Here is a 17183-nt window from a genome sequence, read left to right on the forward strand (position 1 = left end):
GCAGAGGTTAAGTTGTATCTTGATATCTTCAAAGATGTTCAATTTGCATAATTATGATTTTTTATGCGGTTTGGTGGGAGTGCTGCTTTGTAGTTAAATTGTTTGGTATTTTGTCGTAGATTAAACTTAAATATCATATTTAGTCGATGTATTAAGTATTTAAGTCTGATTTTTTTCTATTATTCGAATTAGTGTTTTGAATTTTTTGCGAATTGGGGAATATTGTCTTATAAAGAAAGACTCAATAAAAATTGAGTCTTTCTTACTTATATTTTAGTTCGTTATGCGTTTGTCGCTTTTGCTGCCAGTGCGACTGAATCTACTTTTTTAGTCACAAAAGAAAGCACAACCGCGACACCAAGCATGATAGAACACACGGTATATGCCAGTGTGTAAGTACCTGTAGTATCAACAGCGAACGCCGCTACGACAGGGCCAATGAAACCACTCACACCCCAAGCGGTATAAAGTACACCATAGTTTGCACCATAGTTTTTCAAACCATAGAAATCAGCAATGATTGATGGGAATACTGCAAGCAGTGTTCCGTAACCAATACCTGCAACGGCTGCACCAATAATTAACGTAAAATCAGACTTAAACGTTGCGAACATTACCATGTTGATTGCTTGCATAATAAAGGCAATCATGAGGGTTTTAATGCCACCGATCTTGTCAGATAGGATACCTGCAACTACACGGCCACCAGAGTTGAATATTGCTAAAATTACAACTAAATATGCAGCATCTGCGATATTTGCTTGTGTTGCTGCAATAGAGGTGATGTTACCAATGATCATCAAACCTGATGCAGAAGCAAATGCATACATTACCCAAAGAGAGTAAAACTGTGGTGTTTTTAGCATTGCACGCCAGTTTAGATCTGCAGCATTACCTGATTTATTATTTACATCGTAGCCAGAAGGGACTTCTGGTGTATAGCCTGCTGGTGGATTGTTAATGGTACAAGCAAGAGGCACTGCAATAATAAGTACAGCAATACCTAATACTAAGAAACTTGTATTTATTCCAACTTCTTTAATCAGGAAAGATGTTAGCGGGGCTAAGTATACAGCTGCTAAACCAAAGCCTGCTGCAATTAAGCCATTAACTAGACCTTTCTTCGAAGGGTGGAACCATTTCATTGCAGATGGGCTAAGACACGCGTAGCCAAAACCGATACCACTACCTGTTAAGATACCGAATGTTACGATCAGTAACGTAGGCGTGGTAGCAAAGCTTGAAATGATCATACCTAGACCAACCATCACTGTACCTAGGATGAGTACTCGACGTGGACCCATACGGTCTTGCAGAATACCTGCCACCAATAATGATAATGAGAAGGTAATAATGGCAACCGTATAAGGTAGCGAAGCGTCGGCATTTGACCAGCCTAAATCAACAACAAGTGCTTTTTTGAAAACACTCCATGCGTAAAGAATACCCATACACAAATTAATGCAGAATCCAGCAAGTAAGATCTGCATTGCTCTATCAAATTTTTTCATACTTTTCTCAATTAAGGCGATGTCAGCAGATCACTTTGCCAACAAAGATAATGTTATATCTAAATGGGTTTTTTAAAGTGCGCGAATCTTATCAAGATTATTTAAATTTAAAATTGGCTAGAAATTGTTTGTTACAAATGAGCTGAAAGTATGAAAGTTAGAGTGTAACTGAATTTGAATAGCGTTTTAATTGAGAGGTGAATGTAATGGGGGTGTTATTTATTTGTGGCGTTATTGAGTATTTCAAAAGGAATAACAAAAGGGGAAAGAGTGCATCTCTTTCCCCTTTATGAACTATGAAGTGTGATTACTATTAGTGACCAAGGAAACTTATATAGCCCTGTAGTACAAGTAGGTTAGTAATATCAATAAAGAAAGCACCAACAATAGGTACAACCATAAATGCCTGTGGTGATGGCCCATTTCGAGATACAAGTGCCCCCATGTTCATTACAGCTGTTGGTGTTGCACCCATACCAAAGCCACAGTGGCCGCCAGCAATAATTGCGGCATCGTAATTTTTACCCATTACGCGGAAAGTTACGAAGTAAGCAAATAGCGCGAGCACGATGGTCTGTACGATAAGAATCACCAACATAGGTAATGCGAGATCCATTAATTCCCATAAATGCAGGCTCATCAAGGCCATTGCAAGGAATAGGGATAACGAGATAGTACCTAAAGCATCAACGGTTTCCTTATTGATTTTGTAGCACTTAGTGCCTTCACAAAAGTTAGTAATGAAGACACCAATGAAAAGTGCGTAAACAAATTCAGGAATCCGAAGTGCGCTAATACCAAAGCTATCAACAAACTCTTTAGCATGTGATGCACCAGCAACACAGACAAGAAGAATAAATAACACTTCAATTGTATTCTTTGAGGTAATACGATCTTCTTCTTTGTCGCTGTATGTTACAAGATCAGGGTGATCAATATGGTGATTACCACTTTCACCAAAATCTGATTTTAGGTTGTATTTATTAATAAGACGCTGTGCGACAGGTCCGCCAATAATACCACCCATGACTAACCCAAATGTTGCACATGCCATCGATAATTCAAGCGTATTTAAGCCATAGTCAGTCGAGAAGGTTTGTGCCCAAGCGGCGCCTGTACCATGACCGCCTGATAATGTAATCGAGCCAACAACAAGACCCAGTAATGGATCTAGACCAAGTAGCTTACTTAAGCCAACGCCAACAGCATTTTGAATAACAATAAATACCGTTGCTAAGGCTAGGAATAAGAAGACACGTGATCCACCTTTCGCTAAGAGTTTATAGCTAGCAGCAAGGCCAACTGTTGCGAAGAACATTTCCATTAATGCATTTTTCATACTTAGCTTGAAGCTAATATCAAACCCTTGGAAATGAAAAATTGTTATAATAACAGCAACAACCAAGCCACCAACAATCGGCTCTGGAATGTTATACTTTCTTAAAATCGCAACTTTACTATTAATAAAGTAACCTAGAAAAAGCACGATTATTGCTATGAGCAATGATTCGAGCTCATTAATTTGAATAGTTGTGTTCATCGATAATCTTCTATTGTACTTCTTTGACGCTAATTTTAACGTTTAAAAGGTATTCTTACCATATTGCTATTCAAATTATAATGTAGTAGTCAATTAAGCTTTAAGTGGTGATATTGTATAAAATATCGAATATACCTACTTTAAAAAGTAAATGAAGTTACTTTCTGGTGCTCTTGATGTTATTGAATTGTTTTATTTTTATGCGTTGACGGTTGTTATTTTTCGAAGGTTAAAACTGCAAATAAAAATTACATAAATGTCATCTTTTAAATTTAATTTTTATTATAAAACATATGCTTATCTTATTGTTTTTGCCTAAATCAGTAAGTTGAGTCATATTTATAACGAAATGTGCACTGTAATACGAAGGTTAAAATGAAATTTTAGTTATTATGAATGCAATTGAAAAAAAACGGAAATTTCTCACAATATAAGATTGGTTGTTTTTTGCACAGATATTTTTTGATTTATTTGGATAAAAAATTAAAAAAATTGAGCGATTTACACTTTAAGAGTATTCAATGCTGTAATTTGTGCTTGTTTTTTGTGTTCTATTTATTGTGATTAAAACTTATTGTAATTTTATTTGGTTATTTATAATAAAAAAGGAAGCTATTGCGATAGCTTCCTTTTGATGAATGAAGATAAAATCAGTTACTGTATTTTTTGAGTTTTAGATCTTTTTTAAGCTGCTGTATATATGCGATACGACTAGGATCTGCCGGTCTTGCTTGTAATTTATTGTTTTCCAATGTTTGTGCTTCATCTGGTAAAACACAACGCCCACTCACGCGTTCATGGTGTTGTTTGGTTTCAAATTCAGCACGTTTTGCAGCTAATTCTTGTTCACGAGCCATCGACTCACGGGCTTTACTTTGATCCGTTGCATCGACAACGACATAGCTATTACGTTTCTGCTGCCGTTGTTGGGCTGTGCCACCAAATTGATCGCGCTGCTTGATAAAGTTATTTAAGTGGTCATCAAAGCTCATCAAAGCATCCTACATAACAATTTCATTACCATAATAATAAGACACATTAAGAATGATGAGAACCTTGTTTTCAACTTAAAGTTGACCTTATTTCATTTGTGTTTAAATATTTCCTCTCAAAATCGGATAATGGTAATGGTTTATCAAAATAAAAGCCTTGTAATTCTTCCACGCCGAGAGATTCTAAGAACTTAAGTTGAACTTCTGTTTCAACACCTTCAGCGACAATTGTTAAATTTAAATTATGAGCAAGTTCTATGATAGAACGACAAATCGTAATACTGTCTTTGTTAAAAGGCAGATCTTTGATGAATTCTCTATCGACTTTTAGAATGTTTATAGGAAAGCGCGAAAGATAAGCGAGGGAAGAGTAACCAGTTCCGAAATCATCAATAGCGATTTTAATGCCTAGTTTACGTAAAGATTTAAGCTGTTTTAAAGCAAAATTAACATCACACATGAGCACGCTTTCTGTTAATTCAAGTTCGAGAAAATGAGGGTTACAACCCGTATTGTTAATCGCTTGTGTTATTGTTTCTACTAAGTCGGCTTCTAATAACTGTCTTGCAGAAATATTGATTGCAATATCAAAGTAATACTCTTTGTCTTGCCAAGATTTTAATTGAAGGCATGCTTGATTTATCAGGTAACGCCCAGCATCGATAATAAGCTCGGATGATTCTAAAACAGGGATAACATCAATAGGTGAACGGTATTCTCCTTTGCTGTTTTTCCAACGTAGTAGGGCTTCAACACCGCACAGTGTGTGTGTATTGGCATTCACCTTAGGTTGATAGAAGTATTCATATTGTTCACTACCAACGGATTTTCGAAGGTCAGACTCAAGTATTAAACGCTGAATGTTTTCCGCTTCCATCGATTCAGTGAAATAGCAGTAGTTGCTACCGGATAATCCTTTAGCGCGATATAAGGCCATGTGAGCGTATTTTTGTATCAGCTTTGGGTCTGATTCGGTGTCTGAGCTTAATGCAATACCAATGTTAGTTGAGATAGAAAGTACTTGGCTATCGATAGATAACGGCGCATTAGTATTTTGTAGTAATCGTTCAGCCACTTGCGTGATTGTTTGTAAATCGTGAAATGATCTGATTAAAATGCCAAATTCATTAGTATCAATACGGGCTAAAACATCTGTCTCACGTAAATTAGATTTTATCCGTTTTGAGACAATTAAAAGGATTTTTTCAATGTCTTCATTACTCATGGATTCATGAAGCTGTTTTGTTAATTCTAAATCGATCACGATGATAGCAATTTGAGCCTTATGTCGAATTGCTTCTTGCATGCTGTGTGCAATATCTTGAGTAAACATTGTTCTATTAGGTAACTGGGTTAATGCATCATAGTGTGCAAGACGGTGTAATCTATTTTCATAACTGACTCTGTCTGTTATGTCTTTGCTTGTTGCTATGTAGTTACAAATATTGCCATCATCACCGCGAATAGGTGAAATGGTATAATCCATATAAATTATATCGTTATCCGTTTTTTTGGTAATAACATGGCGAATGGATTGTCCTGAGACTAATTTGCTAATGAGTTCATCTTGTTCATGCTTATTATCGATATAGTCATTAATACAAATTGAGCTGTGGCTACCAATAAGCTGATTTAAAGGCTTGTTACTCATTTTTACATAAGCCGTATTTACATACTGAATAAAGCCATTTTTATCGGTAATGATAACGGATTCTGCGCTTTGTTCTGCTGCGCGAGATAAGGCTTGTAATTTCTTCTCACGATTAACCCAATAAGTTATATCAGCAATATGAAGTAAAATGTTATCTTCAACATTATCAACTTGCTTAGTTGCAATAACTTCAAGGTGTTTTGAACGTTTATATTTAAGTTTTATATGAGTCTTTAAATGCTCTGTGTTAGGTAATTGATCAATAGTATTAAGTAAGGTTGTGAGTTCATCTTGAATTTGTTTTGAATAGAAGAGACCTATTAATGGTTTTTGTAAAGCGCGAGAATGAATATTAAGTATTTTAAAAGCAGCGTCATTAATCGCTGTAATTTCTCTATTTTTATTGAGTGCTACAATACCATCTTCGCTATTTTTAATAACCGCCGTATATCTTTTTATATTTTGATCTCGTTGCTTACGTAATATCTGTTCATTTTTACGATTCTTAATTAATCGTCGTATCAACATTGCTGAGCTAATAATTAAAATAAAAAACGTAATATAAATGGCGGTTAAACGTATTCGTGTAAAATTAGAAAAATACAGATTGTTCAGTTCTTTATCAAAATTTAGTGAGGAAATTAACACCCACTCAGATGTGTTTTTATCTATATTTTTATTTAATTTTTTATCTTTAAATATCAGTGGGGTATAGGTGTAGAGATAGTCACCAATGATCGTTTGTCCTTTGTTTAATCGTTTTACAGCGTTCCATAAATAAGGATAGGTAACAGAGAAAAGTACGTCATCAGAACTTGTATTATCATCTCTTGATGGGGTCAGTGATTTGTTTAAGTATGGCTGTGTGATCCATTTTGCATCATTGTTAATAATAAAATTTGTACGCTCTTTATTGCTTGCAATATTACTAACAGGGATTTGGTGGTAACTTAGCTGCACAACCCAATTGCTGTGTTCTAATTTTAAATGTTGATAAAATGATACTTTATTTTGATGTTTATAAATGTAACTTATTTTATTATTAAGAGAAAATGTATGATCTATATTTTTTAATTCTTGTGGTTCTTCAATGACTTTACTGTAATCAATATGAAAGCCATCTTTCACCTTGTCCAGGAGAAGAACTTGGCTGTTTTTATAGTCAATTAATCGAATGGAGTCATAGAGCTCTGAGGTAATAAGGATGCTCTTAAATTGTTTTAGTACATTTGCCTTTTCCAAGACCCGTAATGGTTCATGAAGAGGTTCTTGCTGTAATTGATAAGTGAGACGGTTTAAATCTTCAGTGATAGTGTTTAGATGTAAGTAACTAATTTGTATAAGAGAATCTAACTGGCGCAGTTCATTTTCTTTGATATGTTCTGCAAGCTGAACACTGTCTTTCTGGTAAAAATAGAGACTTAAAATAGTCACCATAGCAACTAATGGTACTAAAATGGCAAGAAGATACTGTTTTAACCCATTCACACAGACACCTTAATATGAATCCATAGACATACAATGTATAAGTCTATGCTAAAGTGTTCATATAGTTAAGGGGAAATAATGAGAAACGTGACGGGTAAATATTTCAAGGAAGTTATAAAAGTAACAAGGTAGCATCAAGGTTAAATTTATAAACATAAAATTTAATGATCTTATCTATCATGTTTTTATTGCATATTGTTATAAAAACGGTTTAATTGCGCAATGATAGAAGCCTTGCCTTCACAATTAAAAATTGTTTTTACAGTATCATCAGGTGTTTCAAAAATATGCTTTATAGCGTCTGCACTTTCGTTAGAAATACCATTGATACGATACTCTAAACGTTGGTGAATTAACGAGTCCGTTGCAGTGACATAAATCATATCTATGTCTGTGATACTTTGACGTAGGAAATCACGGTGTTGTTTTTTATAAGCACCTTGTGTAACCACTACACGGGGATAAAGAGTCCGGAAGTGATTAACTTTTTGACTGATACGAATAAAAAAATCATCTCTCATTTCATCCGTAAAAGGCTTGTTCGCAGCAATAACTTCACGCATTTCATCAGTTAAATCGTCATCTGCATGGTAAACAAACCAATCGTCATGAGCACCAATGACATCACCGACAAAAGATTTACCGGCACCAGAAAGACCAAATAAAAATAGGACCGATGGTGCATCGGTTAGTTGAAGACGATGACTCATTTTATGTTCTCATTCTAGAGGTTAAGTACACTTCAGCTGCTATGAATAAACGTGTTAAATCAACTGAGGCGGTAATGTGCCAAATTATTCGAGTTGAGAATAGTAGAATATGCATATAACGTGAATTTGAGATAATAATGTGTACTAACTGAATGTTTTGTAGACGTACAGTGACGTAAAGACATTAGAAATGTGAACTGTGATATTAATTGACTATTGCTATTATTGATCAGTAGTGTTTGGGGTTTTTATATATTTAATCTCATTTTGTGTGACAATAAAGGCAATTGATTTTATTTTTTAGATGGGTATTAAATGCAAACTATTTTAATCGTTATCAATGACGCTCCTTATGGCTCTGAGCGTCCTTTTAATGCATTACGCTTAGCCATTAAACTTAATGAACAGGAAGAACAACCTGTAAGTCTCAAATTGTTTTTAATGTCTGATGCTGTGATGTGCGCGATGAAACAGCAAAATCCGGTAGAAGGCTATGATATTCAACAAATGCTTGAAATCCTTATTGCACAAGGAAGCAAGGTCAAATTGTGTAAAACCTGTTGTTGTGCGCGAGGGCTGTCTGAGTCATTGCTCATTGAAGATTGTGAAATAGGCTCGTTAGATGATTTAGCAAGTTGGACACTAAAGGCGGAAAAAGTACTAACATTTTAATTGTTATGCTCAGTGATTTAACGTAACAGAAAAGAGCTATTTTTGTACAGGAATCACAGAAAGCAAAAGAACTCAGATATTAAATGTATTTATTATCAAAAAGCTGATCAAACTAAGAGTTCTCTTATTTATATATGCTAGTGTCATTAAATAAGCTATTCATATACAGGAGATAAGCTGTGCCGCATTGCATTATTGAATATGCCAAAGATCTTGAAACAGAGATTAATTTAAATGAATTAATGGCAACAACGCATTACGCGACGTTTAGTTCAGGGCTTTTTGATGAAGAAGATATAAAAACCCGTGCCATACCTTATGAGTTATATCGTACAGGGACAACCGAAAAGCCTTTCGTTCATATTACCGTAAGGGTACTTCCAGGTAGAGATCCAAAGCAAAAAGATAATCTATCGGAAGTCATCTTGCACCAAGTGGCAGCAATGTTTCAGAATGATATTTGCGTCACAGTCGAGATTGAAGATATTAATCAGCAATCTTATCGCAAGTATGTCATATAAAAATGCAAATATAATTGCTTTATATCATTACTTATAGCAATAAATCACCGTTCGAATAAAGTATATTTGCACTTAATCATGTTTTCTGTTGATATATATGCAGAAAATGTGAATTAGGATTTGATGATGAATAAGAAAGTTTTACTCATTGCTTTAAGCTCAGTTACATTAGTTGCATGTAATTCTGCAAAAGACGTAACTTCGAATGAGGCGAATATGCAAGAAAGTTGTAATTTTTCTCACGCAATCGTTGGTGGTTGGGCACAAGGTGACATAACACCTGAAGTGGAACAAGCAGCAAAAGACGCCGTTAAAGCAATCCCTGGTGAGCATCAGCTCGGTGAAATCTATCATGTAACACAGCAAGTGGTTGCAGGTATGAACTACTCAATTACATTTAGTATTGAAAATGGTGATTACTACAATGCGACTGTTTTCCATAGCCTACAGAATACTTATGATGTTAAAGATGTAAAACAAGTATCATCAGTAGCTTCGAATTGTGATGTTCATAAGTAATTAAATAATAAGTTCTAATAGATTGAGAAAGCGCTATTATTGAGCAATCAGTAATTGCGCTTTTTTTTGATCAGTCGCAGAGTAATAGAAGAGATAATGTATGCATGTTGTAGGTCAGTGCTATCAAGATGAAAGCTTTTCTAAACAAGAATTGTCCGAAGCTATTTTTGAAAATTGTCAGTTTTATCGTTGTGATTTCTCACGTGCAAATTTAGTTGAAGCGAGTTTTATCAACTGTAATTTTATTGATGTGGGGGATGACAAAGGCTGTGATTTTTCCTATTCAAAGCTCAAAGATGCGAGTTTTAAGCAGTGTAATTTGTCAATGGCTAGTTTTCGTAATGCGCAGTGTTTTGGCATAGAAATGCGACAATCTAATCTCCAAGGCGTTGATTTTCAATATGCTTCTTTTGCAAATTATATTACCCATAACACTTTCTTTTGCTCGGCATTTATCACTGGCTGCAATTTACGTTATAGCAATTTCGAAGACATAAAATTAGAGCAGTGCGAACTGTTTGAAAACCGATGGAATGGGGCTAATTTGTTGGCAACATCGTTTAAAGGATCTGACTTAAGTCGCGGTGAGTTTTCCTCTGAACAGTGGGGTCAATGCGTTGTAGAAGACACAGATCTTTGTCATGTGGATTTAGAGGGAGTTGATATTCGACGTGTGAATTTGAACGGTGTAAAAATTTGCGACTGGCAACAAGAGCAATTACTAAGTCAACTTGGCATTATTGTGCTTTAAAGGCTCTATAACTGTCGGTATTATTGAATAAAATAATACCGACAAACAAAAAGCTATTTCTTACCATTCACCTTGGTTTTGCATCGAAGCCCAAGGTTCAGCGGGTTCTAGTGCGTCACCTTTTTGTAGCAGTTCAATCGAAATGCCATCAGGTGAACGAACAAATGCCATATGTCCATCACGGGGTGGGCGATTAATGACAACACCATTATTTTGTAAATGAGCACATAAATCGTAAATATTATCGACGGCAAAAGCGAGGTGACCAAAATTACGGCCACCAGTGTACGATTCTGGATCCCAGTTATAAGTTAGTTCTAATAAAGGCGATTGTGTTTCTTTTGCCGCTTCTGCCTGATTAGGTGCAGCTAAAAATACGAGAGTAAAACGTCCACGTTCGCTTTCTTTTCGTCGAATTTCTACCAAACCAAGCTTGTTACAGTAAAAATCCAGTGAAGCATCTAAGTTGCTCACTCGTACCATGGTATGTAAGTATTCCATTCTATTTCCTAGCTTTTATACAAAAAAATCCCCGTTGTCTAATACTTAGCATAAAGCAAATGCGTATTAAAACGAACGGGGATTATTAGATTTTATGATCTAATGTTTATGCTGTTACCGCTTGCAGTTGTTTCTTATGACGACGTAGGTGAATCGTACAACATGCAAGGAACCAAACAGAGCTTACTGCAATACCCGCAATTGTTGAAGATAAGATACCCATTGCCAAATAACCTAATAGTGCGCCAAAAGCGACAGTAATAGCATAAGGAAGCTGAGTCATAACGTGATCCATATGGTGACTACCTGCACCTGTTGCAGACAAGATACTTGTGCTTGAAATAGGTGAGCTGTGATCACCAAATACCGAACCTGCAAGTACTGCAGATAACATCGGCATTAATAGGTGAGCATCACTTGCTACCGCCATATCACCAGCAAGTGGCAACATGATCCCGAACGTGCCCCAGCTTGTACCTGTCGCAAATGACATTGCACATGAAAGGATGAAGACTAATGCTGGTAGTAATTCCGTTGGGAACCCCCCTTTTGTTAAAGAGGCTAGGTATTGGCCTGTAGACATATCACTCACAACAGTACCGATCGTCCATGCAAAAAGTAGAATAATGATTGCAGGGATCATCGCTTGTACACCTTGAGGTGCCGCAGTTAACCAAGTCTTACGTGGCAGCTTTAAACGTAAAGCTAGAAGAATAGAAACAGCTAGGCTACATAAAGATGCATTAACCAATGAAGCACCTAGATCGGTATGCTCTAAAGAAGCAATTAAGCTAAAAGCCTCGCCTTTTGCGCTTAATACTTCAGCACCACTGATGATCATAAAGATAACGCTTGAGACTGTCAGTGTTAGAATAGGCAATACCATATCAATCATAGTACCTTGGCCTTCAGACTCAGTCGTGATCTCTAAACCTTTAGGGTGGCCTTTAGATTCATCCCATAGCTTACCTTCTTCTGCCCATGCTTCGTGTTGACGCATTGGACCAATGTTAAGTTGGAAGAAAATAACAACGATAACCATTAATAGCGTAAACACGGCGTATAAGTTCATTGGGATCATTTGAACAAACAATGAAATAGCACTGATATCGGTAATATGGTTTGTTACTAAAATACCGCTAAGAATAGCAATAATGTAAGCACCCCAAGAAGAAATTGGCGTGATAACACAAACAGGTGCAGCCGTTGAATCAAGTAAATAAGCAAGCTTTGCACGTGAGATATTGAAGCGATCTGTTACTGGGCGACAAATAGGCCCCACAGATAAGCTATGGAAAAAGTCATCAATAAAGAAAGCAAAAACCATTAAACCCGTTAGCATATTTGCGCTACGGCGATCTTTACAGCGACGAACACCCCATTCAGCAAATGCTTTAGTGGCACCTGTTGCTGTCATTAAGCTGATCAAACCACCGAGCAAAAGCATAAAGATGATCATATTAACGTTACCGCTATTTACAGCACCGTCTGCCCAAACAAGGCCTACAACTTTATTTACGATATATTGAAGCGCCGCTAAAGGGCTGTAATCATTAAGAAGGATTGCGCCTGCAACAATACCAAGGCCAAGTGATAACAATACACGTCGTGTAGTGATTGCTAAAACAACCGCCAGTAAGGGTGGTACAACAGATAGCAGGGAGTCAGAATATTGAACTAGATTCATGGATCTCTTAAACACCTATATTAGGTGGAGATCTACCGAAAGGATAGAGAAACAGATTTCAGGAGAAAAAATACTTCTTCGTATCCCTTAGGGTAGCGCTCCATAGACAAAATAACTATGGCAGTTCTGCACTTATTTAATGCAGACCCAGCGATTGTTGACGACACAACAAACACTTCGGCGCCGACTCCTTTCCCCAGACTTCAAAGGTGTCACCCTCCATCCGGATACTTTTAGGCAGCGCGCCTCTACTCAAAGGATTGAAATTTGATGATACCTATTAATTTTGCTTAGGCAATAAAAAGCAGACAGAAAATGCATATTAATTGTAAATATTGTTACTGTTGATGGCATGTTAACCAATTAGTAGCGATATATTCCATTTAGATAATCGCTCATTCTGTTATGCTATTGGGCTGATTTTGTTCTGGTGTTGTCATGGAGTGTATATTCCCAGCATAGCCACCTTTAATTAAATCTTTTCTTACCTCTGCTACTTCTTGTGGTGTAACAGGTACAGTTCTATCACCTAACTTATCGCGGACAAAGCTAATTAATTTCGCAAGGTTGGCATCACTGAGCACCGAGTTAAAGCTACTCATAGGCATAAAGTTACTGTCTTGTTCCATGAAGTTTGGCGATAAACCACGAATGGTAACGGCAATCGTATCGTAAGGATCACTGTGCATAATTATCCCGTTGTTAAGCAGCGTAGGGGCGATCCCTTTCCTACCTTTACCGTCTTTACCATGGCATGCACCACAGGTTTGCACATACACACCATATAGTTTGGCTTCGTTTTCAGGATCGTTGCTACTTAACGGTTTTAGCTCAACGGTTTGAATATCAACATTGGCTGGCACCAAGTCACCAAAGCCTGGTGGGTTAAGCTGAGGAACCGAGCTATCTAACTCGTTATATTTATCGCCAGTGATCAAGTATTCCGCAATGGCTGCGACGTCTTGTTCTGTCAAGAAACGGGTACTGTTTTGTACCACTTCCGCCATACCACCAAATGCGGTTCCTTTATCTGAATGACCCGTTTTTAAAAAGTCGGTTAGTGTTTTTACATCCCAACGATCTTGATATAGCTCTGTTGCGGTAATATTTGGGGCTTTCCAGCCATCAATCAAATTACCTTGGAATAGCTCTTTTTCTATCAAGGCTTGTGCAACGTTACGTGGAGTATGACATTCCGAACAATGGCCTAACCCCATGGTTAAATATTTACCCCGTTTCCATTGTTCGGTGGCATCTGCTGGGTATTGCAAAGGGTCGGTATTAAGAAAGGCAATATTCCAACCAAGTAGTCCTAACCGGATATTACTTGGGAACATCATCTTGTTTTCTTCATTACGAGTATTCACAAAATTAAGCGATTGCATGTAAGCCCAAAGTGCTTGGGTGTCTTCATCTGTCACATATTGATAAGACGAGTAGGGCATCGCTGGATATAGGTAGCCATGTTTGCCTTTACCTTTATGTAGCGCATCATAAAATTCATCGTAGGTGTAATCCCCAATACCATAGGTTGGATGTGCTGAAATATTGGTAGAATAAAGCGTGCCAAATGGCGTTAAAAATCCTAAACCGCCACCAAATGGTTCGCCACCTTCACCAGTGTGACAAGCAATACAATCTCCTGCATAAGCAAGGTATTGCCCTTTACTAACCATATCCGGATCAAGTGCTGCGAGTTTCTCGTTTTGTCTATTTCCTTGGTGGCGAATATAAGCCCCTAATGCTTGAATTTCGCTATCGCTGAGTTGCTCTTCAAAAGCAGGCATGAGATTGTTCAAGCCATATTTTACCGTTGAAATAATACCTTCAACACTGCCATCGTGAAGCCAGATATTATCGGTTAGGTTTGGCGCACCAATCGCAGTATTACCTTTTGCATCACTGCCATGACAAGCCGTACAGTTAGCATCAAATACAGTTTTACCGAGTTCAAGGTTAATAGCTGGCTCTGCGATAATGCGGTTTTTTTCAAGTGAAGCGACATAATATGAGACATGCTCAATTTCTTCTTCAGTCAGAATATCTTTCCAACCAGCCATGACCCCATTACGACCTTTAACAATCGAATGATGGATCGCCTCATCGCTACCACCATAAAGCCAAACGGTATCACTTAAATTAGGGAAATGAAGTTGACCTTGTGCTTGATTTAAATGGCAAGCCGCACAATGGGTTTGAAATAAAGCACGACCCGCGACCACAATTTCAGGCGAGGTACTTAAAGTTTGAAATGATGTATCGCCATTAGACATTTGGCTAATTTGTTTGGCTAACGAGGTGGGAGAGGTTGAAGCTGCTTCACTACTTGATTGCCACTTCATAAGCCCTTGCCAGTTTCCCATGCCTGGGTAGAGTACCAAGAAAATGGCAGCAATAATGAAAGCAAGAAGATAAGAAAGGAGTAGAAGGTTAGGTACGGCGGCATCGTTTTCATCAATACCATCAAAGCTATCGACGGTCCGATTAGCATTGGCGGCACTGTTTTTCTTCCAGTAGTAGGCAACAACGACGATCATTATTGCGAGAAAAATCAGGGTTAGGGTAATGACCCAACCACTCCAAAAAGTACTCATGGTCGTACTCCTTGATCTTGTCCCAGACTTTGTAGATAGGCGATTAATGCCTGTGCCTTAGTTTTACCTTTTACTTCTAAGCGCGCCTGTTTAATTTCCTTATCAGTGTAAGGAACACCAAGCGTACGTAACGCAATCAGCTTTGCATCAATGTCTTCACCATCGAGTACTTGCTCAAACAGCCAAGGATAAGAGGGCATAATCGACGTTGGTACAACATCGCGGGGATTTCTTAAGTGGATGATGTGCCATTGATCTGAATATTTTCGACCTAAATTGGTGAGATCAGGTCCGGTACGTTTTGAACCCCATAAATTGGGATGCTCATAAATATCGTCACTTTCTCGGCTATATCGTCCATAACGTTTAATTTCTGCATTTAATGGACGAACCATCATGGTATGACAAGTATGGCAACCTTCACTGATATATATATCGCGACCAGCAACTTCTAACGCGGTTAATGGCTTCGCGCTTGATTGTGCAATTAACTTATCTTGGTAAAAAAAAGCAGGAAGTACCCATACTAAGAATGAAAAGGCAGCAACCAAAGTTGTTGCAACAATAAGGATCACTACAGATGAGGTAAAATCTTTATTAATCATGAGTATCTACCTTTTCTGTTGCCGCATTTTGATGCTTAACTGATCTAGGCTTTGGCTGTTTTAGCGTTCTGTATAGGTTATAAATCATTAGAATTATACCTAACACAAACAACGCACCACCGATAAAGCGAACTAACATCCACGGTGCACTGAAGTTCATCGCTTCGACAAAACTATAGCTAAGCGAGCCATTAGGTTCTTCTTTTAGCCACATGTAGCCCTGTCCGATCCCAGCTATCCACAGTGCAACGGCATAAAGTACTATCCCAATATGCGCAAACCAGAAATGCCATTTAACTAAACGATTTGACCACAATTGCTCGTGACCATATAAACGAGGAATAAAGTAATAAAATACGGCAATGGCAGACATGCCAACCCAACCTAGGGCTCCTGAATGCACATGACCGATGATCCAATCGGTATTATGCGCAATCATATTAAACCAACGAATGGCTAATAATGGCCCTTCAAAAGTCGCTAGCGCGTAGTAAACAATGGCAGAGAAGAAAAACCACATAATGTAATCGTGCTTAAGTTTCTGCTTATTATTGAGCAAGGTCATGATGCTATTAAACGCGCCACCCCATGAGGGAAGCCATAAAATTAACGACATCACAATGCCGAGATTTTGTAACCAATCTGGCACAGAAGAATAAATAAGATGGTGCGTACCAGCCCAAGTATAAAAGCCGACTAAGCCCCAAAAATGAATAACAGATAAGCGATAAGAGTAAATAGGGCGCTCGGCAATTTTGGGAATGAAATAGTAGTTCATACCAATGATGCCAGCGGTTAATAAGAAACCAACCGCATTATGTCCCCACCACCATTGCACGATAGCATCTTCAGCCCCTGAGTAAATAGAGTAAGATTTCCACATCGTGACAGGCAATTCGAGATTGTTAGCAATAAAAATCATCGCAATAACAATAATAAACGCGCCGTAAAACCAGTTAGCAACAAAGATATGATGAACGGTACGTTTGGCGACTGTCATAAAAAACACAATGGCGTACATCACCCAGATAACAGCAATTAAGACATCAATTGGCCATTCAAGTTCGGCGTACTCTTTTGAGGTAGTAAAACCTAATGGCAGGGTAATAAGGGCAAGAAGAAGGATAAATTGCCAACCCCAAAAGACAGACCAAGCAGCAGTGTTATTATATAGCGGTGTTTTACAGGTGCGTTGAACAATATAAAAGGACGTTCCCATTAAAAGATTGACGACAAAGCCAAAAATGACGCCATTAGTATGCAATGGACGGAGACGACCAAATTGAAAGTATTCAGAATCGAGGTTAAGGGCAGGCCAATAAAGTTGCGCAGCTAAAATAACACCAATTAACATAGCTATGAACGCCCAACTAACACTCGCGATCATAAAGTACTTAACGATTTTATAATTATACTGAGTATCCATCGTCATAACCTTAGC

14 protein-coding genes and 1 riboswitch are annotated in these 17183 nt (G+C 37.6%); of the genes, 4 read left to right on the forward strand and 10 right to left on the reverse strand.

Annotation, left to right across the window (positions count from 1 at the left end):
- Window positions 1-281: 281 nt before the first annotated feature.
- The 5 genes from C9J42_RS04245 to C9J42_RS04265 form a co-directional block, all read right to left on the reverse strand.
- A complete protein-coding gene (locus C9J42_RS04245; RefSeq protein ID WP_107206369.1) occupies window positions 282-1511 on the reverse strand; it encodes an OFA family MFS transporter in 1230 nt (409 codons plus the stop codon).
- Between the two features lie 313 nt (window positions 1512-1824).
- Window positions 1825-3051: a sodium/glutamate symporter gene (gltS, locus tag C9J42_RS04250; protein ID WP_107246909.1), complete on the reverse strand. Its 1227-nt coding sequence runs from the start codon at window positions 3049-3051 to the stop codon at window positions 1825-1827.
- 650 nt (window positions 3052-3701) lie between these two features.
- Window positions 3702-4043 carry a hypothetical protein gene (locus tag C9J42_RS04255; RefSeq protein ID WP_107206371.1) on the reverse strand — a complete coding sequence of 114 codons (342 nt, stop codon included), beginning with the start codon at window positions 4041-4043 and terminating at the stop codon, window positions 3702-3704.
- 70 nt (window positions 4044-4113) lie between these two features.
- Entirely contained in the window at window positions 4114-7182 is a 3069-nt protein-coding gene (locus C9J42_RS04260; RefSeq protein WP_107246911.1) for an EAL domain-containing protein, read from the reverse strand.
- Between the two features lie 185 nt (window positions 7183-7367).
- Window positions 7368-7892, reverse strand: coding sequence for a hypothetical protein (locus C9J42_RS04265; RefSeq protein ID WP_107206373.1), 525 nt, complete (start codon window positions 7890-7892; stop codon window positions 7368-7370).
- 315 nt (window positions 7893-8207) lie between these two features.
- Here C9J42_RS04265 and C9J42_RS04270 point away from each other — a divergent pair, with 315 nt between their 5' ends.
- From C9J42_RS04270 to C9J42_RS04285, 4 genes are all read left to right on the forward strand, one after another.
- Window positions 8208-8564, forward strand: coding sequence for a DsrE/DsrF/TusD sulfur relay family protein (locus C9J42_RS04270; RefSeq protein ID WP_107206374.1), 357 nt, complete (start codon window positions 8208-8210; stop codon window positions 8562-8564).
- A 179-nt stretch (window positions 8565-8743) separates the two neighbouring features.
- Window positions 8744-9085 carry a 5-carboxymethyl-2-hydroxymuconate Delta-isomerase gene (locus tag C9J42_RS04275; protein WP_006645414.1) on the forward strand — a complete coding sequence of 114 codons (342 nt, stop codon included), beginning with the start codon at window positions 8744-8746 and terminating at the stop codon, window positions 9083-9085.
- A gap of 126 nt (window positions 9086-9211) precedes the next feature.
- Entirely contained in the window at window positions 9212-9604 is a 393-nt protein-coding gene (locus C9J42_RS04280) for a cystatin domain-containing protein (RefSeq protein WP_107246912.1), read from the forward strand.
- Between the two features lie 100 nt (window positions 9605-9704).
- Complete coding sequence (locus tag C9J42_RS04285) at window positions 9705-10355, forward strand: Qnr family pentapeptide repeat protein (RefSeq protein ID WP_107301683.1); 651 nt, start codon at window positions 9705-9707, stop codon at window positions 10353-10355.
- A gap of 60 nt (window positions 10356-10415) precedes the next feature.
- On the opposite strand, the gene C9J42_RS04290 is transcribed toward C9J42_RS04285, so the two are convergent.
- From C9J42_RS04290 to ccoN, 5 genes are all read right to left on the reverse strand, one after another.
- Window positions 10416-10856: a VOC family protein gene (locus C9J42_RS04290; protein WP_107287638.1), complete on the reverse strand. Its 441-nt coding sequence runs from the start codon at window positions 10854-10856 to the stop codon at window positions 10416-10418.
- A 106-nt stretch (window positions 10857-10962) separates the two neighbouring features.
- A complete protein-coding gene (locus tag C9J42_RS04295; RefSeq protein WP_107246915.1) occupies window positions 10963-12543 on the reverse strand; it encodes a Na+/H+ antiporter NhaC family protein in 1581 nt (526 codons plus the stop codon).
- 85 nt (window positions 12544-12628) lie between these two features.
- Window positions 12629-12802, reverse strand: a riboswitch (Lysine riboswitch).
- A 136-nt stretch (window positions 12803-12938) separates the two neighbouring features.
- Entirely contained in the window at window positions 12939-15137 is a 2199-nt protein-coding gene (ccoP, locus tag C9J42_RS04300) for a cytochrome-c oxidase, cbb3-type subunit III (protein ID WP_107301684.1), read from the reverse strand.
- Complete coding sequence (ccoO, locus tag C9J42_RS04305; RefSeq protein ID WP_107206380.1) at window positions 15134-15742, reverse strand: cytochrome-c oxidase, cbb3-type subunit II; 609 nt, start codon at window positions 15740-15742, stop codon at window positions 15134-15136. The genes ccoP and ccoO overlap by 4 nt, the downstream gene beginning before the upstream one ends.
- A complete protein-coding gene (gene ccoN / locus C9J42_RS04310; RefSeq protein ID WP_107301685.1) occupies window positions 15735-17168 on the reverse strand; it encodes a cytochrome-c oxidase, cbb3-type subunit I in 1434 nt (477 codons plus the stop codon). The genes ccoO and ccoN overlap by 8 nt, the downstream gene beginning before the upstream one ends.
- Between the last annotated feature and the right edge of the window lie 15 nt (window positions 17169-17183).

The sequence above is a fragment of the Photobacterium sp. GB-56 genome, from assembly GCF_003026105.1.
GTDB lineage: Bacteria > Pseudomonadota > Gammaproteobacteria > Enterobacterales > Vibrionaceae > Photobacterium.

Coding starts and splice junctions, on each gene's coding strand:
- C9J42_RS04245 (WP_107206369.1), bottom strand. CDS start 1,511: ATGAAAAAATTTGATAGAGCAATGCAGATCTTACTTGCTGGATTCTGC.
- gltS (WP_107246909.1), bottom strand. CDS start 3,051: ATGAACACAACTATTCAAATTAATGAGCTCGAATCATTGCTCATAGCA.
- C9J42_RS04255 (WP_107206371.1), bottom strand. CDS start 4,043: ATGAGCTTTGATGACCACTTAAATAACTTTATCAAGCAGCGCGATCAA.
- C9J42_RS04265 (WP_107206373.1), bottom strand. CDS start 7,892: ATGAGTCATCGTCTTCAACTAACCGATGCACCATCGGTCCTATTTTTA.
- C9J42_RS04270 (WP_107206374.1), top strand. CDS start 8,208: ATGCAAACTATTTTAATCGTTATCAATGACGCTCCTTATGGCTCTGAG.
- C9J42_RS04280 (WP_107246912.1), top strand. CDS start 9,212: ATGAATAAGAAAGTTTTACTCATTGCTTTAAGCTCAGTTACATTAGTT.
- C9J42_RS04285 (WP_107301683.1), top strand. CDS start 9,705: ATGCATGTTGTAGGTCAGTGCTATCAAGATGAAAGCTTTTCTAAACAA.
- C9J42_RS04290 (WP_107287638.1), bottom strand. CDS start 10,856: ATGGAATACTTACATACCATGGTACGAGTGAGCAACTTAGATGCTTCA.
- C9J42_RS04295 (WP_107246915.1), bottom strand. CDS start 12,543: ATGAATCTAGTTCAATATTCTGACTCCCTGCTATCTGTTGTACCACCC.
- ccoP (WP_107301684.1), bottom strand. CDS start 15,137: ATGAGTACTTTTTGGAGTGGTTGGGTCATTACCCTAACCCTGATTTTT.
- ccoO (WP_107206380.1), bottom strand. CDS start 15,742: ATGATTAATAAAGATTTTACCTCATCTGTAGTGATCCTTATTGTTGCA.
- ccoN (WP_107301685.1), bottom strand. CDS start 17,168: ATGGATACTCAGTATAATTATAAAATCGTTAAGTACTTTATGATCGCG.